Annotated in this window: 21 protein-coding genes; 11 read left to right on the forward strand and 10 right to left on the reverse strand. The window is 61.3% G+C overall.

Annotation, left to right across the window (positions count from 1 at the left end; translation table 11 throughout):
- Positions 1-202: 202 nt before the first annotated feature.
- Both K5R88_RS25835 and K5R88_RS25840 read right to left on the reverse strand, forming a co-directional pair.
- Positions 203-1,141, reverse strand: a complete 939-nt coding sequence (locus tag K5R88_RS25835) for a FecR domain-containing protein (RefSeq protein ID WP_226298614.1) — start codon at positions 1,139-1,141, stop codon at positions 203-205.
- Positions 1,138-1,626 carry a sigma-70 family RNA polymerase sigma factor gene (locus K5R88_RS25840; protein ID WP_192227764.1) on the reverse strand — a complete coding sequence of 163 codons (489 nt, stop codon included), beginning with the start codon at positions 1,624-1,626 and terminating at the stop codon, positions 1,138-1,140. The genes K5R88_RS25835 and K5R88_RS25840 overlap by 4 nt, the downstream gene beginning before the upstream one ends.
- 182 nt (positions 1,627-1,808) lie before the next feature.
- Between K5R88_RS25840 and K5R88_RS25845 the strand changes: the two genes are divergently transcribed.
- The 6 genes from K5R88_RS25845 to K5R88_RS25870 all read left to right on the forward strand — a co-directional run bounded on the left by K5R88_RS25845 (position 1,809) and on the right by K5R88_RS25870 (position 8,203).
- Positions 1,809-2,102, forward strand: a complete 294-nt coding sequence (locus K5R88_RS25845; RefSeq protein WP_008041811.1) for a DUF3649 domain-containing protein — start codon at positions 1,809-1,811, stop codon at positions 2,100-2,102.
- Positions 2,099-3,685, forward strand: a complete 1,587-nt coding sequence (locus K5R88_RS25850) for a PepSY-associated TM helix domain-containing protein (RefSeq protein WP_226298615.1) — start codon at positions 2,099-2,101, stop codon at positions 3,683-3,685. Before K5R88_RS25845 ends, K5R88_RS25850 begins: the two co-directional genes overlap by 4 nt.
- Positions 3,686-4,009, forward strand: a complete 324-nt coding sequence (locus tag K5R88_RS25855; protein WP_226298616.1) for a DUF3325 domain-containing protein — start codon at positions 3,686-3,688, stop codon at positions 4,007-4,009.
- 4 nt (positions 4,010-4,013) lie between these two features.
- Entirely contained in the window at positions 4,014-4,577 is a 564-nt protein-coding gene (locus K5R88_RS25860) for an RNA polymerase sigma factor (protein WP_008041802.1), read from the forward strand.
- Positions 4,574-5,560 carry a FecR family protein gene (locus tag K5R88_RS25865; RefSeq protein WP_226298617.1) on the forward strand — a complete coding sequence of 329 codons (987 nt, stop codon included), beginning with the start codon at positions 4,574-4,576 and terminating at the stop codon, positions 5,558-5,560. The genes K5R88_RS25860 and K5R88_RS25865 overlap by 4 nt, the downstream gene beginning before the upstream one ends.
- A 213-nt stretch (positions 5,561-5,773) precedes the next feature.
- Positions 5,774-8,203 carry a TonB-dependent siderophore receptor gene (locus K5R88_RS25870; protein ID WP_226298618.1) on the forward strand — a complete coding sequence of 810 codons (2,430 nt, stop codon included), beginning with the start codon at positions 5,774-5,776 and terminating at the stop codon, positions 8,201-8,203.
- Between the two features lie 126 nt (positions 8,204-8,329).
- Here K5R88_RS25870 and K5R88_RS25875 read toward each other — a convergent pair whose 3' ends face one another.
- The gene (locus K5R88_RS25875) at positions 8,330-9,247 is read right to left on the reverse strand and encodes a helix-turn-helix domain-containing protein (protein WP_226298619.1); all 918 of its coding nucleotides are present in this window, start codon (positions 9,245-9,247) and stop codon (positions 8,330-8,332) included.
- 253 nt (positions 9,248-9,500) lie between these two features.
- On the opposite strand from K5R88_RS25875, the gene K5R88_RS25880 reads away from it, so the two are divergent.
- Complete coding sequence (locus K5R88_RS25880) at positions 9,501-10,403, forward strand: DMT family transporter (protein WP_223434757.1); 903 nt, start codon at positions 9,501-9,503, stop codon at positions 10,401-10,403.
- Positions 10,404-10,431: 28 nt separating this feature from the next.
- Here the strand turns inward: K5R88_RS25880 and K5R88_RS25885 are convergent, their stop codons facing one another.
- The 4 genes from K5R88_RS25885 to K5R88_RS25900 all read right to left on the reverse strand — a co-directional run bounded on the left by K5R88_RS25885 (position 10,432) and on the right by K5R88_RS25900 (position 14,150).
- Positions 10,432-10,941 (reverse strand): DUF2165 family protein, encoded by a 510-nt coding sequence (locus K5R88_RS25885; RefSeq protein ID WP_207285245.1) that lies wholly within the window; start codon positions 10,939-10,941, stop codon positions 10,432-10,434.
- Between the two features lie 172 nt (positions 10,942-11,113).
- Positions 11,114-12,088, reverse strand: coding sequence for a 2-hydroxyacid dehydrogenase (locus tag K5R88_RS25890; protein WP_226298620.1), 975 nt, complete (start codon positions 12,086-12,088; stop codon positions 11,114-11,116).
- A gap of 368 nt (positions 12,089-12,456) precedes the next feature.
- Positions 12,457-12,762, reverse strand: a complete 306-nt coding sequence (locus K5R88_RS25895) for a DUF6124 family protein (RefSeq protein WP_226298621.1) — start codon at positions 12,760-12,762, stop codon at positions 12,457-12,459.
- Positions 12,763-13,181: 419 nt separating this feature from the next.
- Positions 13,182-14,150, reverse strand: a complete 969-nt coding sequence (locus K5R88_RS25900) for a LysR family transcriptional regulator (RefSeq protein WP_008025343.1) — start codon at positions 14,148-14,150, stop codon at positions 13,182-13,184.
- 274 nt (positions 14,151-14,424) lie between these two features.
- Between K5R88_RS25900 and K5R88_RS25905 the strand changes: the two genes are divergently transcribed.
- The 4 genes from K5R88_RS25905 to K5R88_RS25920 all read left to right on the forward strand — a co-directional run bounded on the left by K5R88_RS25905 (position 14,425) and on the right by K5R88_RS25920 (position 19,317).
- The gene (locus tag K5R88_RS25905; RefSeq protein ID WP_226298622.1) at positions 14,425-15,924 is read left to right on the forward strand and encodes an efflux transporter outer membrane subunit; all 1,500 of its coding nucleotides are present in this window, start codon (positions 14,425-14,427) and stop codon (positions 15,922-15,924) included.
- A 133-nt stretch (positions 15,925-16,057) separates the two neighbouring features.
- Positions 16,058-18,250: an FUSC family protein gene (locus K5R88_RS25910; protein WP_226298623.1), complete on the forward strand. Its 2,193-nt coding sequence runs from the start codon at positions 16,058-16,060 to the stop codon at positions 18,248-18,250.
- Entirely contained in the window at positions 18,240-18,440 is a 201-nt protein-coding gene (locus K5R88_RS25915; protein WP_008025348.1) for a DUF1656 domain-containing protein, read from the forward strand. The genes K5R88_RS25910 and K5R88_RS25915 overlap by 11 nt, the downstream gene beginning before the upstream one ends.
- A gap of 25 nt (positions 18,441-18,465) precedes the next feature.
- Entirely contained in the window at positions 18,466-19,317 is an 852-nt protein-coding gene (locus K5R88_RS25920; RefSeq protein ID WP_192420814.1) for an efflux RND transporter periplasmic adaptor subunit, read from the forward strand.
- Between the two features lie 128 nt (positions 19,318-19,445).
- Here K5R88_RS25920 and K5R88_RS25925 read toward each other — a convergent pair whose 3' ends face one another.
- The 3 genes from K5R88_RS25925 to K5R88_RS25935 form a co-directional block, all read right to left on the reverse strand.
- The gene (locus K5R88_RS25925; protein WP_226298624.1) at positions 19,446-19,844 is read right to left on the reverse strand and encodes a DUF4440 domain-containing protein; all 399 of its coding nucleotides are present in this window, start codon (positions 19,842-19,844) and stop codon (positions 19,446-19,448) included.
- A gap of 121 nt (positions 19,845-19,965) precedes the next feature.
- Complete coding sequence (locus K5R88_RS25930) at positions 19,966-20,790, reverse strand: SDR family oxidoreductase (protein ID WP_008044485.1); 825 nt, start codon at positions 20,788-20,790, stop codon at positions 19,966-19,968.
- A gap of 33 nt (positions 20,791-20,823) precedes the next feature.
- Positions 20,824-21,288 carry a hypothetical protein gene (locus tag K5R88_RS25935; protein ID WP_008044486.1) on the reverse strand — a complete coding sequence of 155 codons (465 nt, stop codon included), beginning with the start codon at positions 21,286-21,288 and terminating at the stop codon, positions 20,824-20,826.
- Positions 21,289-21,344 lie beyond the last annotated feature (56 nt).

Below are 21,344 nucleotides of genomic sequence, written 5' to 3' on the forward strand. Positions count from 1 at the left end.
TCTGTCACGCCAGATCTGAAAAACGGCTCACAGTTGTGTGAATATTTTTGGGGGCTCTCGCAAGCAACCCCGCTGCCACAGGATTTTTGAACAAACACCGTAACTGTAGGAGCCTGGCTTGCCGGCGAAGGCGGTGTATCAGACAGACCGCGGCGTGCCGATCGTCGGAACGCCGCCCGCAGCAAGCCGGCTCCTACAAGAGTCAGGCGCGCGACTCGACCGTTACCCAATACCGCGTAAAGCGCTTCACCTTCACCGGCAAACTGATTTCCAGCAGATCGAGAATCCGCTCGCTGTCGTCCAGTGGATAAGTCCCGGATATCAACAAGTCCGCAACTTTCGCATCGCAGTTCAACTGCCCGCGACGATAGCGGCCAAGTTCCTCAAGGAAATCCCCGAGGCGCATGTGCGCAGCCACCAGCATGCCGTCGGCCCAGGCGCCGCTGTTGGCGTCCAGAGGCACAGGGTTGCCGATTCCGCGAGCATCAAAACTCAACTGCCGAGCGCTTTGCAGCATCCGTGGTGAACCACCATCAGGCGTCAATTCAACATGACCTTCAAACACCGCGACCTGGGTGCGATCCGCAAACTGCCGAACGTTCAGGCGCGCCCCTTCGGTTTTCAACAAGCCTTGTGCCGTGCGCACTTGGAACGCTTTGGACGCCGTCAGCAGCATCTCGCCTTCAAGCAAACGGATCAGCCGTTGCTGACCCTCGACCTGCACATCCGCCGAACTCGCGGTGTTGAGTTGCAATTGGCTGCCGTCTGCGAGCGCGATCTTGCGCCGCTGGCCAATGGGGCTGCGGTAGTCGGCCAGCAACGGTGGTAGCAGGTTGTGCTCGCGCATGCCCCAGGTGACGGCCGAACCGGCACCAAGAATCAGCAACAACTTCAGCGCCTGACGCCGGCTGCTGGACGTCGGTGCGTTCAGGGCCGCATGCGCCAGCGGCGAAGACAACCCGCGCAGGCGCTGGTTGACCCGCTGAATATGCTCCCACGCCCGTTGATGCTCGCTGTGCGCATCGAGCCATTGTTGCCAGGCGTTTTGCTGGCGCGGGCTCAACGGCCCTTGCTGCATTTTCATCAACCACTGCACCGCCTGCTCGGCGACTTGCGGTGAAAAATCCGGGGTGCCGTTCATAGGGCGAAGTAGCAGCGCATCGCCGCTTTATTCAAGTGCCGCTTGACCGTGGCGATGGAAATCCCCAGCTCGGCGGCGATCTGTGGATACGTCAGGCCATCGACCTGGGCCAATAGAAATGCGCGCTTGACCAGGCGCGGCAAACCGTCGAGCAACTGGTCCAGTTCCATCAGGGTTTGCAGGATGATCGCCCGTTCCTCTTCCGACGGCGCGACCCTTTCCGGCATCTGCGCCAGGGCGTCGAGGTAGGCGCGCTCCAGATCCTGACGGCGGTAATGATTGAACAGCACGCGTTTGGCGAGGGTGGTGAGGAACGCTCGTGGCTCGATGATCTGCGGCGTGTCTCGCGCGGTCAGCACCCGCATGAACGTGTCCTGGGCCAGATCTGCCGCGCTGTCCGGGCAGCCGAGCTTGCGCCGCAACCAACCGGTGAGCCAGTTGTGATGGGCGTGATAGAGGACTTCGACGGTGTGGGCTGGCTGCAACGGTAACTCCGAGCGCGGTTTAATGCGTTAGAGAACAAGAATTGTTCGCATTGTAGAGGCGCGAACCCGCTCCGGCAATCGGCGCTGATCGTATCTCTTTTGCGTATGAGAATATTTATCATTAATATCGCCGCCCTGGCCTCGTGATTTTCCCCAGGCCTCACCGGTTTCAAGGTCGAAACATGAAAGTAATCCCCGTGTCCTATCGATTGGCCGTCACCTCCCGGGTGCTGGCCGCCGTGCTGGGTGGCTACATCGTTGCGGCGCTGGCCAGTGTCAGCCTGACGCTGTGGGTGCCCATGGCCCGCGCCGACGCCGTGGTGACCGGGATGATGACTTCGTTTCTGGCCTACCTCGGCGCAGTGATCTGGTGCTTCGCCTGCCGCAGCGCATGGCGGGCCTGGCTCGGGTTGATCGTGCCAAGCCTGGTGCTGGCGGCGATTTCGGGCCTCGCGTACTGGATGGGCCGCACATGAAAGAGGGTTTTCGTCAGGCCATGGCCTGGTTGCACACCTGGGCCGGGTTGATCTTCGGCTGGTTGCTGTTTGCGATTTTTCTCACCGGCACACTCGCGTATTTCAAGGACGAGATCAGCCACTGGATGCAGCCGGAAATCCCTGCGCGTTCGGTGACTTCCGAAGCCAGCCTGACCGTGGCGCAAAACTACCTTCAGCAACACGCCGGCGGCGCCTCGCGCTGGCTCATCGACCTGCCCGATGCCCGCGAACCCGGCCTGTCGGTACGCTGGCAGCAAACTCCGGCCAAACGTGGCGAACGCGGCCAGTTCACGGAAAAACTCCTCGACCCGCAAACCGGCGCCGAAGTGCAGGGCCGGGCAACCACCGGCGGCGAGTTTTTCTACCGCTTCCACTTTCAGCTGCAAATGCCTTATCCGTGGGGCCGCTGGTTGTCGACCATCGCCGCCATGGTGATGTTCGTCGCGCTGATCAGCGGGATCATCACCCACAAGAAAATCTTCAAGGACTTCTTCACCTTCCGCCCGCGCAAGGGCCAGCGTTCCTGGCTCGACGGGCACAATGCGGTGGGTGTGCTGGTGCTGCCGTTTCACCTGATGATCACCTACAGCAGCCTGGTGATTTTCATGTCGATGGTGATGCCGGCGAGCATTCTTGCCGCGTACAACGGTGATGCTCGGGCGTTTTACGATGAGGTGTTCCCGGCCTCCACGGCACCGGAACGTGCGGACAAACCAGCGCAGTTGGCGCCGTTGGCACCGCTGCTGGAAAAGGCGCGCGAGCAGTGGTCGGGCGGGCGCGTCGGGCGGCTGACGGTGAACAATCCGGGCGACGCGAATGCCTCGGTGGTGCTCGTGCGTGATGGCGCGGACCGTGTAGTTCACGACTTCGGCAGCGCGGTGACCTTCAACGGCGTGACCGGGCAATTGCTCGGCACGACCCCGGAGCAATCGCTGCCGAGGGCGATTGCCGGCAGTTTCTATGGTTTGCACATGGGCCATTTCGCCGGCCCCGTGCTGCGCTGGTTGTACTTCATTTGCGGGTTGGCCGGCACGGCGATGATCGGCACCGGGCTGGTGATCTGGCTCGGCAAGCGTCAGCTCAAACACGCGAAAAGTGCGGTGATGCCGTTCGAGTTGCGACTGGTGGAAGTGCTGAACATTGCCAGCATGTCCGGGTTGATGGTTGCGGTGGCGGCGTTCTTTTGGGCCAATCGGGTGTTGCCGGTCGACATGGCCGGACGTGCGGATTGGGAGGTGAACAGCTTCTTCATCGTCTGGGGTTTGAGTGTGCTGCATGCCATGGTCCGCCGGGGCCGCACGGCGTGGATCGAGCAATTGGCACTGGTGGCATTGCTGTTTGGCGCGATGCCGCTGCTGAACGCCATGACCACGCCGTATCACTTGGGCGTGACGTTGGCGCAGGGCGATTGGGCGATGGCCGGTTTCGATCTGACGTGCCTGGGCAGCGGTGTGTTTTTCGCCTGGGCTGCGTGGAAAATGCAGCGTTCGGGGCAGGCCGAAATTGTCACCCGGGCGCGGGCGCGGGCGCGACCGATCACCCTTGAGCGAGAGGCGAACTGAATGTTGCTGTCGCTGTTGCTCTGTTACGGCGGTTTCACCGCACTGTGTTTATCGATGGATCGGCATCACGCCGAACTGTTGGGCGGCAAGCCGACGGCCCGTCGTCGGTTATTGAAACTGGGTGGCTGGCTGTTGCTGGTCTTGTCTCTGTGGGCGGCGGTGTCTTCGACCGGCTGGGGACTTGGCCTGGTGGAATGGTGTGCGGTGTTGATGCTCAGCGCGTTGCTGCTGGTGCTGTTGATGCCGTATCGCCCGCGCCTGGCACTGTCGATGGCTGCTTTGAGCCTGCTCGTCAGCCCCGTTGCCGCGTTTGCGCAGTACTGACCCGATGATGACTAGCCCTCCGGATTCCCATGACGACGAACCTCGCGGAGCACGTGCGCATTTCCTGCAAGTGTTCCTGTCCCAGCGTTCGCAGATGGAAGCGCTGGTGAACCGTCGCGTCGGCTGTCGGGCAACGGCGGCGGATCTGGTGCAGGATTTGTTTTTGCGCTTCTGGCGTCGGCCGCTGGTGCAGGTCGAAGAGCTCAGCACCTACCTGTTGCGTTGCGCTGGCAACATTGCCATTGACCACTTGCGCAGCGAAGGCACGCGGGTGCGGGTCACTGAAGGCTGGCAACCGGATCAACCGGACAGCCACGGCAGTGAGCCGCAAGCGGCGCTGGAGGCCGGCAACGATTTACGTCATGTCGAAGCGGCGTTGCGGGCGTTGCCCGAGCGCACGCGGCAGATCTTTTTGCTCAATCGCATCCATGGCCGCAAATACGCCGAGATCGCCAAGGCCATGGGTTTGTCCCAAAGCGCCGTGGAAAAACATATGATGCGCGCCCTCGAAGCCTGCAAGGCCAGCCTGCGGGACCCCGAACCGCGCACGCCAGGGAAAGCACCGTGAATCACATCGAACGCGTCACCCCGACGCCCGCTCAGGAACAGGCCGCTTTCGCCTGGCTGAGTCTGCTGCATGACCAGCCGAGCAGCGGTGATCAGGCTACTTTCAGCCATTGGCTGCAGGCCGATCCCGCGCATGCCGAGGCCTATGCCCAGGCGCAAGTGGTGTGGGAATTGAGCGAAGGCCCGGCGCGGACGCTGGCCAACGAAGACGCGTTTGCCTTGCAGGGTTACCTCAACGCGATGAATCGCTCGCGGCGCAGCAGCGTTCGGCGCTGGTCCGGGGCGCTGGCAATGGCGGCGTGCCTGTTGTTGATGGTCAGCCTCGGTTCAGGCTGGCAGCCGATGCGCTGGGTGGATGATCTGGGTGCTGACTATGTGTCGGCACCGGGGGAAGTTCGCACCGTCACGCTGGCGGATCAATCGCAGGTCACGCTGGATGCCGACAGCGCCATCGCGGTGGATTTCAGTCGCGGTGAGCGCCACATTCAGTTGCGTCGCGGCGCCGGATTTTTCAGCGTGACGCACACCGGCGAACCGTTTGTGGTTGAGGCTGAAAAGGGCCAGGCGCGGGTGCTGGGGACGCAGTTTGAAGTGCGTTTGCAACCTCACGGCGCGCAAGTGACGGTGTTGTCCGGCCGGGTCGGCGTGACGGCGGACAAGCATGCCGAGCAGCAGATTCTGACCGCCGGCCAGCAAGTGGCTTACGGCGAAGGGACGGCGGAAAAACTGCATGCCGTGGACAGCGAAGCACAGTTGGCGTGGCGTCAGGGCTGGCTCAATTACTACAAGGCGCCACTGGCTGACGTGGTGCAGGATTTGCGGCGTTACTACCCGGGGCGGATTGTGCTGCTCAACGATGAGCTGGCGGCGCGGCGGGTCAGTGGCAGTTTTCCGAGCAAGAATCCGCAGGCGGTGTTGAGTTCGTTGCAGGGGGTGATGGGGTTTGAGCAGCATGCTGTGGGGCATCTGATTATTTTGCGTTGAGGCGTCCGGCCCCTTCGCGGGCAAGCCTCGCTCCTACAGGACAGTGTGATCCGTAGGAGCGAGGCTTGCCCGCGAAGGCGTCAAATCAAACACCCCATCACTCAAATAAAAATATTTTCAAAATGATGGTGAGGTAAACCCAAGCCCCATCCGTGTAGTGACTGAAACTGCGAGTCATTCGCATCCGTAGCGGTTCTACACAGGTCATGAGCAATGAAGTCCAGGGCAAAATCGGGTTCGGTCAAACAGTGGTTGGGCGCTTCGGCGCTGAGCATTTCGGCATTGGCATTGCTGCCGTTGAGCGTGGCATTGGCCGCTGAAGCGGGCACGACGCAGCAGCGCACGCAGTTCAGCTTCGCGATGGCCGCCAAACCGCTGCCCCAGGCCCTGAGCGACTTCAGCCGGATCACCGGCATCAGCGTGGTCTACACCGATGAAGCGCCGTACGGCATGACCGCGCCAGCGGTCAGCGGGCAGATGAGCGCCGAACAGGCGATCCAGCGTTTGCTCAGCGGTTCGGGTTTGACCTTCCGTCGCACCGATGCGCACACCATGGCGCTGGAACCGCAGCCCACCGAAGGCGCCTTGAACCTCGGCGCCACCACCATCACCTCGGTGATGGATCAAACCATGAGCTACCAGCCGCCGCCGACCAGTTCGGTGATGCGCTCCTCGGCCTTGCTCCAGGAAATCCCCCAGACCGTCAACGTCATCCCGGCCCAGGTCATTCGCGATCAGGCGCCGCGCAACCTCGACGACGCGCTGGCCAACGTCAGCGGCATCACCCAGGGCAACACGCTGGGCAGCACCCAGGATTCGGTGATGACCCGCGGCTTCGGCGACAACCGCAACGGTTCGATCATGCGCGACGGCATGCCGGTGGTGCAGGGCCGTGGCCTCAACGCCACGGTCGATCGGGTCGAAGTGCTCAAGGGCCCGGCCTCGTTGCTCTACGGCATCCAGGACCCGGGCGGCGTGGTCAACATGGTCAGCAAGAAACCTGAACTGGAACAGTACAACGCGTTGACCGTGCGTGGCTCGACTTACGGCGACGGCAAAAACGGCAGCGGCGGCAGCTTCGACAGCACCGGCGCGCTCGGTGATTCCGGGCTGGCCTACCGCATGGTGCTCGACCACGAAGACGAAGATTACTGGCGCAACTTCGGCACCCACCGCGAGACGCTGGTGGCGCCGTCCCTGGCCTGGTTCGGTGAAAGCACCAAGCTGTTGTTCGCCTACGAACACCGTGAATTCCTCACCCCGTTCGACCGTGGCACGCTGATCGACCCACGGGACAACCATCCGCTGGACATCTCCCGCGAGCGTCGTCTGGACGAGCCGTTCAACAACATGGAAGGGCGTTCGGACCTCTATCACTTCGAGGCCGACCACGAACTCGACGACAACTGGAAAGCGCACTTTGGCTACAGCTGGAACCGTGAAACCTACGACGCCAGCCAAGTACGCGTTACCGCCATCGACACCAAGAAAGGCACGCTGACCCGCAGCATGGACGGCACGCAAAACGCGATCAGCACCGACCGCTTCACCACGGCCAGCCTCGAAGGCAAAGTGAATGCGCTGGGCATGCAACATGACCTGGTGTTCGGCGTCGATGACGAGTACCGCAAGATCTACCGCGAAGACCTGATCCGCCAGAAAAGCCTGACCACCTTCAGTTACCTCAACCCGGTCTATGGCCGTGAAGTCGCCGGCACCACCGTCAGCCCGGCGGACAGCGCACAGACCGATCTGCTGCGCAGCGATTCGCTGTTTCTGCAGGACTCGATCCACCTCACCGACCAGTGGATTCTGGTGGCCGGCGGCCGTTTCCAGGAGTACGACCAGTACGCCGGCAAAGGCGTGCCGTTCAAGGCCAACACCGACAGCAACGGGCAAAAATGGGTGCCGCGTGCCGGCCTTGTCTACAAGTACACCGACGCGTTGTCGTTCTACGGCAGCTACACCGAATCGTTCAAACCGAACTCGACCATCGCCCCGTTGAGCGGCAGCAGCACCGTGCTCGACGGCAGCATCGCGCCGGAAGAAGCCAAGTCCTGGGAAGTCGGCGCCAAGCTGGATATTCCGGGGCGTGTGACGGGTAACGTCGCCCTGTTCGACATCAAGAAACGCAACGTGCTGGTGGCCAATTCTGAAGGTCCGGTGACCCTTTACAGCGCCGCCGGCGAAGTGCGTTCCCGGGGGCTGGAAGTGGACCTGAGCGGTCAGCTCAGCGACCGCTGGAGCATGATCGGCAGCTATGCCTACACCGATGCCGAAGTCACCGAAGACCCGGACTACAAAGGCAAAAAACTGCAAAACGTGGCGAAGAACACCGGCTCGCTGTCGGCGGTCTATGACTTCGGCACCATCGTTGGTGGCGATCAGTTGCGGGTCGGCGCGGGCGCGCGATATGTCGGTGAGCGGGCGGGTAACGCGGTGAACGATTTCGACCTGCCGAGCTACACCGTGGCCGATGCATTCGCCACCTACGACACCAAGGTCGAGGGGCAGAAGGTCAAGTTCCAGCTCAACGTGAAGAACCTGTTTGACCGCACTTACTACACCTCGGCGGCGAGCCGGTTCTTTGTGTCGATGGGGGATTCGCGGCAGGTGTCGTTGTCCAGCACCTTGGAGTTCTGATCACAGACCGCGTTATCGTTCTTCGCGGGCAAGCCTCGCTCCTACAGGAATCGTGTCGAGTCCAATTTTCACGATCAACACACATCCCTGTAGGAGCGAGGCTTGCCCGCGAAGGCGGCTTCCGGGTCAGCGCAAAAACGCCTGCCGATACTCGCCAGGCGTCCCACCGAGAACCTGCCGAAACCGATTGGTGAAATGACTCGCACTGGCAAACCCGCACGCCAATGCAATCTCCCCCAGCGGCTGCGATGTCGAACGCAACAACTCCCGCGCCCGACTCAGTCGCCTTGCCAACACATACTGATGCGGCGGCAAGCCGAAGCTCTCCCGGAACATCCGCGCAAAGTGATACTCCGACAGCGCACACAACCCCGCCAACTGCCCGAGGCTGATGGCTTCGGCCAACTGATTGTCGATGAACTCGACCAGCTGCCGGCGCTGGTGCGCCGCCAATCCGCCCTTGAGCCGCAAGCCGTCGCGCATCCCGACCTGGCCGAGCAACACGTGGCTGAGCATTTCATGGGCCAGGCTGCTGGTCAGCAGGCGTTCGCCGGGTTCATCCCAGTTGAGCGTGAGCATCTGGCGAAAGCGCCGGGCTTGCTGCGGGTCGTCGAGAAAAGTCCCTTCGCGCAACTGCAATTCGCGAGGTTCGCGGTCCAGCAGCGTGACGCAACCGAGGGCGAATTGTTCAGGGCTGAAATACAGATGGGCCAGGCGAATGTCGCCATTGATTACCCAGCCTGACTGATGGTCGGCCGGCAGAATGCACAGTTTGTCCGGACCACCCTTGGTGCCGGGCTGGTCGCGGCGAAAAGTGCCGGTGCCGCCCGCGATGTAACAGGACAAGGTGTGATGGCTCGGCGCTTCGTAATCCTGGGCGTCGTGATGGTTGCTCCACAAGGCTGCAGCCATGCCGTCACCGAGCTCGGCGCTGTGCTCGAGGCGAGCATTGGGCGAGCGGTTGAGGGCTTGAAAGACTTGCAGTGAATCAAGTGTCCTGTCTCGCAAATACTGTTCCTTTGTGACGGTGTCTGTTGCCGTCATGCTGCGTTGCCGCTCCTCGCCATAGCGAGCTATGACTCGTCGCGGCGCCTTGCCTGACAGCAACAGCCCCTCGTCACAAAGGAACGTATTCGCGAGACAGGACACTCGTGCGGGCATGATCGTTTCTCCAACGCTTCGCATCCTACTCCGTAGACGTTGGCCTGCCAGCCTCTGCACCGACAAAAGCGCAAGTTTATGCAAGTGCGAAAAAGCTTGGCGCAGGACACTGGGCACCTATTGAGGAGCCTTCGCCATGAACCTTTCGCTGTATTTGCTGACCGTGCTGATCTGGGGCACCACCTGGATTGCCTTGAAATGGCAACTGGGCGTGGTGGCCATTCCGGTGTCGATCGTCTATCGCTTCGGCCTCGCCGCGCTGGTGCTGTTCGTGATGCTGTTGCTCAGCCGAAAGCTGCAAGTGATGAACCGTCGCGGGCACCTGATCTGCCTGGCGCAGGGCCTGTGCCTGTTTTGCATCAACTTCATGTGCTTCCTGACGGCCAGCCAATGGATCCCCAGTGGCTTGGTAGCCGTGGTGTTTTCCACTGCCACGCTGTGGAATGCCCTGAATGCGCGGGTGTTCTTCGGCCAGAGAATCGCCCGCAACGTCCTGTTGGGTGGCGCGCTCGGTTTGTTCGGGCTGGGTTTGCTGTTCTGGCCAGAGCTGGCCGGCCACACCGCCAGCCCGGAAACCTTGCTGGGCCTGGGCCTGGCCTTGTTGGGCACGCTGTGCTTCTCGGCGGGCAACATGCTGTCCAGCCTGCAACAGAAGGCCGGGCTCAAGCCGCTGACAACCAATGCCTGGGGCATGGCCTATGGCGCGGCGATGCTGTCGGTGTGGTGCCTGGTCAAAGGCATTCCGTTCGAGATGGAATGGAATGCGCGTTACATCGGCTCGCTGCTGTACCTGGTCATTCCGGGTTCGGTGATCGGCTTCACCGCCTACCTGACGCTGGTCGGGCGCATGGGCCCGGAGCGCGCAGCCTATTGCACGGTGCTGTTCCCGGTGGTGGCGCTCAATGTGTCGGCGTTTGCCGAAGGCTACCAATGGACCGCGCCGGCGCTGATGGGCCTGGTGTTGGTGATGCTGGGCAACGTGCTGGTGTTTCGCAAACCCAAGGCACCGATGGTGCAGGGGAGCGGCAAGCTGGCTTGAAGATGTTTCGGATCGGGTGCGTGTGCACTCAGCGCTCGATCCGGATGGCCACATAGATCATTAACGGCATGATGAAATCAACGATATGTCGGGCCCAGTCTTTATAGTTCCATTGTTGTGATTCATCCATGTTGAACCATTCGACACCCACAACCTGAAAACACACGTAGTAGATAAATACGGCAATCAGTAAGCCAATCAGTGCATATTTCTTTGCCTCGTGAAACTTTTTGGCACTGGTGTTTATATTCTTGAATAGTTGGTAAGTGCCCATCATGCAAAAGGCGGTGAAGAGGACTTCGAGTGTAATGATCAGCCAGTAAATCCTGTGATGGGCCATGGGTGAGGTAATGGCGCGATAACCGTATTTCTCGCCCTCGCGCGTGGTGTCCATGCTGAGGATGTGGGCGATGTATTCGTAGTTGGAAGGGTAGTCGGTGAAGTTGCTAAACAACATTAAAAAACCAAAGAAGCTTATAAACAGCATCAATGTGGCTTTGCTGATTCTAATTGTTTGCTCGGTCGTCAAGTGGTTCAAAGTAATAGTTCTCCAGAACGGGTTCCCGTCAGAGCGGGTAAGTAAGGAGAGTCTATAGCGAAGTGTATTTGTTGAGGGGTGGACTAAATTACAAGTTGTGTATTTGTTGTTTTGTAACGTGTGAGGTTTAGTTGTAGACGGGCAGGCGCTTTAATCGCCTGCCCGTTTTTTTTCAGCCTTTCCAGACTTGCGGGTTCACCAGGTCCTGCGGTCGTTCACCCAACAAGGCGCTGCGCAGGTTGGCCAAGGCGCGATTGGCCATCGCTTCACGGGTTTCATGGGTGGCGGAACCGATGTGCGGCAACGTCACTGCGTTTTTCAGTTGGAACAGCGGCGATTCGGCCAGCGGTTCTTTCTCGTAGACATCCAGCCCGGCGCCACGGATCTGGTTGTTTTGCAGCGCTTCGATCAGCGCGGGCTCGTCCACCACCGGGCCGCGTGCGATGTTGATCAGAATCGCGTCCGACTTCATCAGCGCCAGTTCACGGCGGCTGATCAGGTGTTTGGTCTTTTCGCTGAGCGGCACCACCAGGCAGACGAAATCGGCTTCGGCCAGCAACTCATCGAGGCTGCGGAACTGCGCACCGAGCTCTTGCTCAAGTGTAGTTTTGCGGCTGTTGCCACTGTAGATAATCGGCATGTTGAAACCGAGCCGACCGCGCCGGGCGATGGCGGCGCCGATGTTACCCATGCCGACGATGCCCAGGGTCTTGCCATAGACATCGGTGCCGAACAGCGGGGCGCCGACGGTGGCTTGCCATTGACCGGCCTTGGTCCAGGCATCGAGTTCGGCGACGCGGCGGGCGCTGCTCATGATCAGGGAGAAGGCCAGGTCGGCGGTGCTTTCGGTCAGCACATCCGGCGTGTTGGTCAGCATGATCCCGCGCTCGTTGAAGTACGCGACGTCGTAGTTGTCGTAACCCACCGAGACGCTGGACACCACCTCCAGGCTGCTCGCGTTCTCCAGTTGTGCGCGACCGAGCTTGCGACCCACGCCAATCAAACCGTGGGCATGGGGCAGGGCCTCGTTGAATTGGGCGTTGATGTCGCCTTTTTTCGGGTCAGGCACGATGACGTCGAAATCCTGCTGGAGGCGTTCGATCATGGCGGGAGTGACGCGGCTGAAAGCGAGGACGGTCTTTTTCATGGGAGGCGGGCTCGTCGGGCGTGGAGAATGCCAAGCACGCTAACATTCTTCCGCGCTTTTGTGCGAGTGCCCGGATGGTTCGGATGCACGCATTCCCCCCTGTTGGATGGGTGATGCGCAAAAGGTACTTCGTACGCAAATTTGTAGGAGCCGGCTCGCTGGCGATCCAGGCACCTCGGTCCGCCTGATGCACCGCGTCGCATGAATCGCCAGCAAGCCGGCTCCTACAGGTGATGGGTGATGCGCAAAGGGTGCTTCGTACGCAAATTTGTAGGAGCCGGCTTGCTGGCGATCCAGGCACCTCGGTTCGTCTGATGCACCGCGTCGTATGGATCGCCAGCAAGCCGGCTCCTACAGATTGGGGGTGCCTAATCCTGCGGGTCGATGTTATCCAGCGCGCGGTTGACGGCCAGTTCACCGAGCATGATGACTTGTTGAATGCCCAGCAGGGTGTTGCGGTGGGGGCCGTCGAGAAATCCGGCGAGGTCGCTGGCCATGACGCTGGCCGAGGCGAGGGATTCGCTGGCGTGGACCAAGAGGGTTTCGGTGTTGATGTCGGGGACGACGGTGAATAGATGGCTGGGGGTGTGGGGCGGGATCAAGGCTTTCAGGGTGAATGAGTTTTGGGGGGAGGTGATATCCGCCTCTGGCGGATTGGGTGAGGGCTTTTTCATGGCAAAGATCCTTAGAGGCTAGGAGCTGCCACTTTTCGTTTTCCAGACAAAGGGTGGCAGCTGTACGCAAGCTGGAAAAACCGAGAAGGATCAAACCCGGCAGACCCGAAGGTCTCCCACGTACAGCCGCCATAACTCAACGTACAGCGCTGAAAAAGCGCCGCATTATGTCATGTGCGGTGATCCTGTTCTTCGGGTTTTCCAGACCCGGTCGCTGAAATGCTAGCGACACCCAAAGCCTACCCATCTCGCTTCCCACCCGACAACCGACAGAACGCGTCGGAAACATCCTAGGACACCACGCTTTTTGTAGGAGCGAGCCTGCTCGCGAAAAACGTGAGAACACCGCGGGGTATCAGGTTTACAACGTTATCGTTCACGACCATCGCGAGCGGGCTCGCTCCCACAGTGTTCTGTCGTCAGTTTGCCAATCGCGCGCCACCCAGGCTCCCGCTCAACTCATACGCCGCCAGTTCCGCCTGATGCGCCGCCAATATCTCCGGCAACGACCCGCGCAAATACTCGACCCAGGTTTTGATCTTCGCATCCAGATACTGCCGCGACGGATAGATCGCATACAGATTCAGTTCCTGCGAGCGGTAGTTAGGCATCACCCGCACCAGCGTGCCGTTGCGCAGCCCTTCGATCGCTGCATACACCGGCAACACGCCGACGCCCATGCCGCTGATGATCGCGGTTTTCATCGCATCGGCGGAGTTCACCAGAAACGGCGAGCTGTTGATGGTGACCATTTCCTGGCCTTCCGGGCCGTCGAAATTCCATTTCTCCAGCGGAATCACAGGGCTCACCAGGCGCAGGCACGCGTGGTTCAGCAAATCGCTGGGCTTGTGTGCGCAGCCGTTGGCTTTCACGTAGGCCGGGGAGGCGCAAACGATGCTGTAGGTGATGCCCAGACGCTGGGAGACGAAGCCCGAGTCCGGCAGTTCGCTGGCAAGGACGATGGACACGTCGTAGCCCTCGTCGAGCAAGTCCGGCACGCGGTTGGCCATGGTCAGGTCGAAGGTCACGTCGGGATGGGTCTTGCGGTAGCGGGCGATGGCGTCGATCACGAAGTGCTGACCGATGCCGGTCATGGTGTGCACCTTGAGTTGCCCGGCCGGGCGCGCGTGGGCATCGCTGGCCTCGGCTTCGGCCTCTTCGACGTAAGCCAGGATTTGCTCGCAGCGCAACAGATAACGCTTGCCGGCCTCGGTCAGGGCGATGCGACGAGTGGTGCGGTTGAGCAGGCGGGTTTGCAGGTGGGCTTCCAGGTTGGAGACCGCGCGCGAGACGTTGGCCGTGGTGGTGTCGAGTTGCACGGCGGCCGCGGTGAAGCTGCCGGCCTCGGCCACGTAGCTGAAGGCGCGCATGTTTTGCAAAGTGTCCATGGGGTGCTCTCGGGTGCGATGGAAAATTGTGACACGAAGTTTCAGAGTCTGAGACCCCGACCAAGGGATTATCGCGTTAACGGTAACAAAGATTCACAGGAATCCCAGCTTATCGCCATCAAACCCGCCCCCTAGAATTGCGCCGTTCCTTGTAGGAGCGAAGCTTGCTCGCGAAGAACGATAACGCGGTTTAACAGATGGACCGCGTTATCGTTCTTCGCGAGCAAGCTTCGCTCCTACGGGATCCAGTCCACTTTCTCAGGAAATCGCCGCAGTGCCGCGTCGCATCAGCAGAGCGCTTCAGACGCTCAGTGTTTTGGCTTTAACCCTGGCAATCAGCGGCTGCATCGGAACCGCAGGTATTGCCCCGCAGGGCAAGGCACTGGAGGCCAATTCACTGGCCACCGACGACGCCATCCAGAGCGCCGCGCAGGACGCTCACTGGCCCACCGCGCAATGGTGGCAGGCGTACGGCGACCCGCAACTGAACCGCTGGATCGACCTCGCCCTGCAAGGCAGCCCTACCATGGCCATGGCGGCGGCGCGGGTGCGTCAGGCCAAATCCATGGCGGGCATCGCAGAGTCTGCCGAGTCGCTGCAGATCAATGGCGGGTCCACCCTCAAGCGCCACAACTGGCCCACCGATCAGTTCTACGGGCCGGGCGAGCTGGCCAACGCGACGACGTGGGACAATAACGCCGCGCTGGGCTTCAGCTACGCCCTCGACCTCTGGGGCCGTGAAAGCAACGCCACCGAGCGCGCCGTCGACATGGCGCACATGAGCGCCGCCGAAGCGCGTCTGGCCCAGCTCGAACTGCAGAACAACATCGTTCGCGCCTACATCGAACTGTCGCTGCATTACGCGCAACGGGACATCGTCGCCGCGACCCTGCAACAGCAGCAGCAAATTCTCGACCTCGCGCAGAAACGCCTGAGCGGCGGCATCGGCACCCACTTCGAAGTCAGTCAGGCTGAAACGCCGCTGCCGGAAACCCACCGCCAGCTCGATGCGCTGGACGAAGAAATCGCCCTCAGCCGCAACCAGCTTGCCGCACTCGCAGGCAAAGGCCCGGGCGACGGCGCGCAGTTGCAGCGACCGACGTTGGCATTGGGCACTGCGCTGAAGCTGCCATCGTCGCTGCCGGCGCAATTGCTCGGCCAGCGTCCCGACGTGGTCGCCAGCCGCTGGCAAGTGGCGGCTCAGGCGCGGGGCATCGATGTGGCTCACGCGGGTTTCTACCCCAACGTCGATCTGGTCGGCAGCCTCGGCTACATGGCCACCGGCGGTGGTGCGCTGGAGTTTTTGACCGGCAAGAAACTCAACTACAGCGTCGGCCCGGCGATCTCGTTGCCGATTTTCGACGGTGGCCGGTTGCGCGCCGAGTTGGGGGAAGCCTCGGCCGGTTATGACATCGCCGTGGCCAAGTACAACCAGACGCTGGTCAATGCGCTGAAAAACATCTCCGACCAGTTGATCCGCCGCGAATCCATGGACAAGCAGCAAACCTTCGCCGCCGAATCCGTGGCCACCGCGCAGAAGACTTACGACATCGCGATGATCGCTTATCAACGCGGGCTCACCGATTACCTCAACGTGCTCAATGCCCAGACCTTGTTGTTCAAACAGCAGCAGGTTCAGCAACAGGTTCAGGCTGCGCGGCTCAGTGCGCACGCCGAGTTGGTGACGGCGCTCGGTGGTGGTCTCGGTGCGGGTAATGACGTGCCGAATGCTGAGAAAACCCAGCCCCCGAAAACCCCGGTTCTTTTGCGTTGAACACAAAACCTGTGGGAGTGAGCCTGCTCGCGATGAGGGAGTGTCAGTCGACATCGATGTTGAATGTCAGACCGCTATCGCGAGCAGGCTCGCTCCTACAGGTCTCCGGTCAGACTGAATTAAGCAGGATTTCATGACTCCCTTGCCCGCACCGCTGCGCTGGCTGTATTCCCTTGAATGGCGCCGGGGTTTCTTTGACTGGGCACGCAGCGACGGCGTGACCTGGGTCTACATTTTCAAGGTGTTGTTCGCCGCGTTCCTGACCCTGTGGCTGGCCATGCGTCTGGAGTTGCCGCAACCGCGCACGGCAATGATCACCGTGTTCATTGTCATGCAGCCGCAAAGCGGCCAGGTGTTCGCCAAGAGTTTCTACCGCTTTCTCGGCACGCTGACCGGGTCGGCGGTGATGGTCGCGCTGATTGCCTTGTTCGCACAGAACACCGAGTTGTTCCTCGGTTCGCTGGCGATCTGGGTCGGCATCTGCTCGGCCGGTGCGGCGCGTTCTCGCAACTTCCGCGCCTACGGATTTGTGCTGGCCGGGTACACCGCCGCGATGGTCGGCTTGCCGGCCCTGGCGCACCCGGAAGGCGCGTTCATGGCGGCGGTCTGGCGCGTGCTGGAAATCTCGTTGGGGATTCTCTGCGCCACGCTGGTCAGCGCTGCGATCCTGCCGCAAACCGCCAGCGCGGCGATGCGCAACGCTTTGTATCAGCGCTTCGGTGTGTTCGCTTTGTTCGTCACCGATGGCTTGCGCGGTCGCAGCAAACGGGACGCTTTTGAAGCGAGCAACGTGCGCTTCATCGCCGAGGCGGTCGGCCTGGAAGGGCTGCGCAGCGTCACCGTGTTCGAAGACCCGCACATGCGTCGGCGCAACGGTCGGCTCAGTCGCTTGAACAGCGAGTTCATGGGCGTCACCACCCGGTTCAATGCCCTGCACCAACTGCTCGAACGCTTGCGCAGCAGTGACGCCGATCATGTGGTCGCGGCAATCAAACCGGGCTTGCAGGACCTCGCGGAAGTGCTCGACGGTTTCAGTGGTCGCGCGTTGACCAGCCCTGACGCCGCACGCTTGGTGATTGCGCTGAGCGCCTACAAGGAAGCGCTGCCGGCGCGTGTCCGCAGCCTGCGCGCGACGTTTCAGGAGAGCGAGCCAAGCGACGCCGAGCAGCTCGATTTTCATACCGCGTATGAGTTGCTTTATCGCTTCGTCGACGACCTGCACGGCTACGCGCAGACCCACGCGTCCCTGGCTGATCACAGCCATGAACGGGAGCAATGGGACGAGCCGTTCACCCCGCAAACCAACTGGATGGCGTCCGCCGCTTCGGGGATTCGCGCGGCGTTCATTCTCGTGGTGTTGGGCAGTTATTGGGTCGCCACCGCGTGGCCGAGCGGGGCGATGATGACCCTGATTGCCGCCGCCACCGTGGGCCTTTCGGCGGCCACGCCGAACCCGAAACGCATGGCGTTCCAGATGGCCTGCGGCACATTCCTGGGGGCGCTGATCGGCTTCGTCGAGATGTTTTTCATCTTCCCGTGGATCGATGGTTTTCCGTTGCTGTGCGTGATGCTCGCGCCGGTGATCGTGCTCGGTTCGTTCCTGACCTCGCGCCCGCAATACGCCGGTGTCGGCCTCGGTTTGCTGATCTTTTTCAGCACCGGTTCGGTGCCGGACAACCTCACCATCTACAACCCTTACACCTTCATCAACGACTACATCGCCATGGTGCTCGGCATGCTGGTGTGCGCCGCTGCGGGGGCGATCATCCTGCCGCCGAACAGCCGCTGGTTATGGCGCCGGTTGGAGCAGGATCTGCGCGAGCAAGTGGTGTATGCGATCAGCGGCAAACTGAAGGGCCTGGCGTCGAGTTTCGAAAGCCGCACGCGGGACTTGCTGCATCAGGCTTATGGCCTCGCCGCCGGCCAGCCGCAGGTGCAACGGGACTTGCTGCGCTGGATGTTCGTGGTGCTGGAAGTCGGTCACGCGATTATCGAGTTGCGCAAGGAACAGGCGATTCTGCCGGTGCACCCGGCGTACGCCGAATCGCAGCCGTGGCGCCAGGCCATCCGCGTGATGGGCCGTTCGCTGGTGCGGCTGTTTCTGCAACCGGGCCAGAGCAATCTGCAGCGCTGCCTGATCGCGGTCGACCATGCGATCAGCCGCGTGCAAGCCACCGACGAGCCCTTCGCGCCGCACTTCGACACCTCGGCGTTGCGCCGGGTGAAGAGCTACCTGCATTTCATCCGCACTTCATTACTCGACCCGCAATCACCGCTTGCCGCCTACGCAATGACCACGCCCCAAGGACTTGAACATGCCTCGTGAAATCGCCTTCCACGGCGTGTACATGCCGACCATGACGCTGATGTTTTTCATCGCCGCGGTGCTGGCCTGGGCGCTGGACCGGTTCCTGTCCGGGTTCGATCTGTACCGTTTTTTCTGGCACCCGGCGCTGCTGCGCCTGAGTTTGTTTACCTGTCTGTTTGGTGCTTTGGCGCTGACTGTCTACCACTGACTCTCTATCTCTGAAGAAGGCTCTGATGAAAAAGCTTTTCAGCCTGCTCGCCACTCTGCTGGTGCTGGCCCTCGCGCTATGGATTGGCCGAACCCTGTGGGTGCATTACATGAACACGCCGTGGACCCGCGACGGCCGGGTGCGCGCCGACATCATCAACGTCGCCGCCGACGTCACCGGTGAAGTGGTGGAAGTGCCGGTGCGCGACAACCAACAGGTGAAGAAGGGCGATCTGCTGATGCGCATCGACCCCGAGCACTACCGCATCGCGGTCAAACAGGCGCAGGCACTGGTGGCTTCACGCAAGTCGACGTGGGAGATGCGCAAGGTCAACGCCCATCGCCGCGCCGACATGGATGCCCTGGTGATTTCCAAAGAAAATCGCGACGACGCCAGCAATATCGCAGACTCGGCCCTCGCCGATTACCAGCACGCACAAGCGCAACTGGAAGCCGCCGAACTGAACCTCAAACGCACTGAAGTGCGCGCGGCGGTGGACGGTTACGTGACCAACCTCAACGTGCATCCCGGCGACTACGCACGCATCGGCGAAGCGAAAATGGCCGTGGTCGATATGAACTCGTTCTGGGTCTACGGCTTCTTCGAGGAAACCAAACTGCCGCACGTGCGGGTGGGCGATAAGGCCGACATGCAACTGATGAGCGGCGAAGTGCTCAAGGGGCATGTGGAGAGTATTTCTCGCGGGATCTACGACCGCGATAACCCGGAAAGCCGCGAGCTGATTGCGGACGTGAACCCGACGTTCAACTGGGTGCGCCTGGCACAGCGGGTGCCGGTGCGGATTCACATTGATGAAGTGCCGGAAGGGGTGTTGTTGGCGGCGGGGATTACGTGCACGGTGGTGGTTAACCAATAGTTAGACCGAGTTGCCTGCATCGCCAGCAAGCCGGCTCCTACAAATAGGTGTCGTACACACATTTTTGTGTTCGGCGCAAACCTGTAGGAGCCGGCTTGCTGGCGATTCAGGCGCCTCGGTCTTACAGGTCACTCCTTGCAAAACGTCTCATGCAAATGCCGCCAAACCACCTTTCCACCGGCCTGCTTCTCAAACACCACCGTCGAACGCCGGTCCGTCTGCTGGTCGGTCGCATCGGTCTGCTGCTCGCGATAACTCACGGTCGCGCCGTTGTCGGACAGCGCAATGCCACGCAACTCGCTGAGCTCAATCCTGAACCCGAGCTTCTTCCCGCCCGCCATCCGGAACAACTCGCCAAGCGCGTCGAAATCCAGCACGCGGCCCAACGGCGAGACCATGGAAAACTGCGGTGAAAAACGGGCGAGCAATTGTTCAAGTTCGGTGACGTTTCGTTCTTCGGCCAGCCATTGCTCGATGGCGACATGGGCCTGGATCACTTCGTCAAAGTATTCGGTGTAGTCGGTCATGTTACTTCCTGAAAATTTTGCAGAGTCTGATCTGACGCTTTCGCGGGCAAGCCTCGCTCCTACAAGGCTCGCGCAAAACCTGTAGGAGCGAGGCTCGCCCGCGAAGAACGATAACGCGGTCTCAAAGCTGCCCACTCAACCCGAACCGCTTCATCAACCCCGACTCCAGCAACCCTTTGGGCAGCAACCCGGCCAACAACGGCAACGCCCGGCTGCCATTGCCCAAACGAATCAGGCGCGGCGGTTTGTCCTGCTGCACAGCCTTGAGCAAACCGGCGGCAAACTCACTGGCCGGCGTCGGGTTGTCCTGGGACGCCTTGGCCCGCGCACGAATGCCTTCGCGCAGCGGAAACCACGGTGATTGTTCGCTGATCAACTGCTCCGCCTCGGCCCCGGCATTCTTGGCAAAACTGGACGCGATGGCGCCCGGTTGCACCTCCATTACCCGCACACCGAACGGCGCCAGTTCCATGCGCAGCGCATCGCTCAAGGCATGCACTGCCGCTTTCGAGGCGCAGTAGGCACCGGCAAACGGCGTGACCAGGACCCCGGAAACGCTGCCGATGTTCACCACTATCCCTTTGGCCCGGCGCAGCACCGGGAAGAGCGCGCGCGTTACACCGACAATCGCAAACACATTGGTTTCGAACTGCCGCTGCATGGCCGGCACACCGCCGTCCAGCAGCGGCCCCATGGCGCCATAACCGGCGTTGTTGATCAGCACATCGAGGCCGCCATGTTGCTGGTTGATCTGCCCGGCCAACGCTTCAAGTGCCACGCCATCGTTGACGTCCAGTTGCACGGCGGTGAACCCGGCCGCCGTCAACGCGGCAACGTCTTCAGCCTTGCGGGCGCTGGCCCAGACTTTATAACCGGCACCTTTAAAGGCATCCGCCAGAGCGCGGCCAATGCCGCTGGAACAACCGGTAATCAACGCAACGGGCATGGCGCGGTCCTTGTGCAAAGGGAAGAGTGGGGATCAGTCGGAGAAACTACCCTGCAAACGCTCGGCGCGAAACTCCAGGGTTTGCGGGCGATAACCGGGACGCAGCGGCGGCATGGGCAGGCAATCTTCCCAGTTCGCCCCGGCTTGCAGTTCGCCTGGGCCGCGATAACGCGGTGCGGCGTATTGATTGTCGGCGAGGTTGACCGTATCGCCCGGCGCGTAGGCAGCGACGCGCCAGCGCAGTTCGGTCAGCGGCACGTCGTTGCCGTTGTTCATCTTCAATAGCAAAGGGCGATCCGCCGGGCAGTGTTCCGGCGCGTAAGTGATGCGTAACTCAAGGCGCGCCAATTGCTTGACCTCGCGATTGTCCAGCCAGACCACCCAGGTGGCCACCAGCCCCAGTCCGATGGCGGCCGCCACCGAAACGGGCAGGGCCTTGGACGGGTAGCGCAGCAACAGGATCAGCCAGGTGATGACCAACAGGACGCCGATGAACATGTCGCACAACCTCGCAGGAGAGAGGCTCATCCTACCTAAGGGCGGGTGTGCTTGGC

Origin of the sequence: Pseudomonas sp. MM213, from assembly GCF_020423045.1 — a bacterium.
Lineage (GTDB): Bacteria > Pseudomonadota > Gammaproteobacteria > Pseudomonadales > Pseudomonadaceae > Aquipseudomonas > Aquipseudomonas migulae.

What these genes read in the sequence shown, in the direction of transcription:
- K5R88_RS25835 (WP_226298614.1), bottom strand. Translation starts at nt 1,141, where the DNA reads ATGAACGGCACCCCGGATTTTTCACCGCAAGTCGCCGAGCAGGCGGTG.
- K5R88_RS25845 (WP_008041811.1), top strand. Translation starts at nt 1,809, where the DNA reads ATGAAAGTAATCCCCGTGTCCTATCGATTGGCCGTCACCTCCCGGGTG.
- K5R88_RS25850 (WP_226298615.1), top strand. Translation starts at nt 2,099, where the DNA reads ATGAAAGAGGGTTTTCGTCAGGCCATGGCCTGGTTGCACACCTGGGCC.
- K5R88_RS25855 (WP_226298616.1), top strand. Translation starts at nt 3,686, where the DNA reads ATGTTGCTGTCGCTGTTGCTCTGTTACGGCGGTTTCACCGCACTGTGT.
- K5R88_RS25860 (WP_008041802.1), top strand. Translation starts at nt 4,014, where the DNA reads ATGATGACTAGCCCTCCGGATTCCCATGACGACGAACCTCGCGGAGCA.
- K5R88_RS25870 (WP_226298618.1), top strand. Translation starts at nt 5,774, where the DNA reads ATGAAGTCCAGGGCAAAATCGGGTTCGGTCAAACAGTGGTTGGGCGCT.
- K5R88_RS25875 (WP_226298619.1), bottom strand. Translation starts at nt 9,247, where the DNA reads ATGACGGCAACAGACACCGTCACAAAGGAACAGTATTTGCGAGACAGG.
- K5R88_RS25880 (WP_223434757.1), top strand. Translation starts at nt 9,501, where the DNA reads ATGAACCTTTCGCTGTATTTGCTGACCGTGCTGATCTGGGGCACCACC.
- K5R88_RS25890 (WP_226298620.1), bottom strand. Translation starts at nt 12,088, where the DNA reads ATGAAAAAGACCGTCCTCGCTTTCAGCCGCGTCACTCCCGCCATGATC.
- K5R88_RS25895 (WP_226298621.1), bottom strand. Translation starts at nt 12,762, where the DNA reads ATGAAAAAGCCCTCACCCAATCCGCCAGAGGCGGATATCACCTCCCCC.
- K5R88_RS25900 (WP_008025343.1), bottom strand. Translation starts at nt 14,150, where the DNA reads ATGGACACTTTGCAAAACATGCGCGCCTTCAGCTACGTGGCCGAGGCC.
- K5R88_RS25910 (WP_226298623.1), top strand. Translation starts at nt 16,058, where the DNA reads ATGACTCCCTTGCCCGCACCGCTGCGCTGGCTGTATTCCCTTGAATGG.
- K5R88_RS25915 (WP_008025348.1), top strand. Translation starts at nt 18,240, where the DNA reads ATGCCTCGTGAAATCGCCTTCCACGGCGTGTACATGCCGACCATGACG.
- K5R88_RS25920 (WP_192420814.1), top strand. Translation starts at nt 18,466, where the DNA reads ATGAAAAAGCTTTTCAGCCTGCTCGCCACTCTGCTGGTGCTGGCCCTC.
- K5R88_RS25925 (WP_226298624.1), bottom strand. Translation starts at nt 19,844, where the DNA reads ATGACCGACTACACCGAATACTTTGACGAAGTGATCCAGGCCCATGTC.
- K5R88_RS25930 (WP_008044485.1), bottom strand. Translation starts at nt 20,790, where the DNA reads ATGCCCGTTGCGTTGATTACCGGTTGTTCCAGCGGCATTGGCCGCGCT.
- K5R88_RS25935 (WP_008044486.1), bottom strand. Translation starts at nt 21,288, where the DNA reads ATGTTCATCGGCGTCCTGTTGGTCATCACCTGGCTGATCCTGTTGCTG.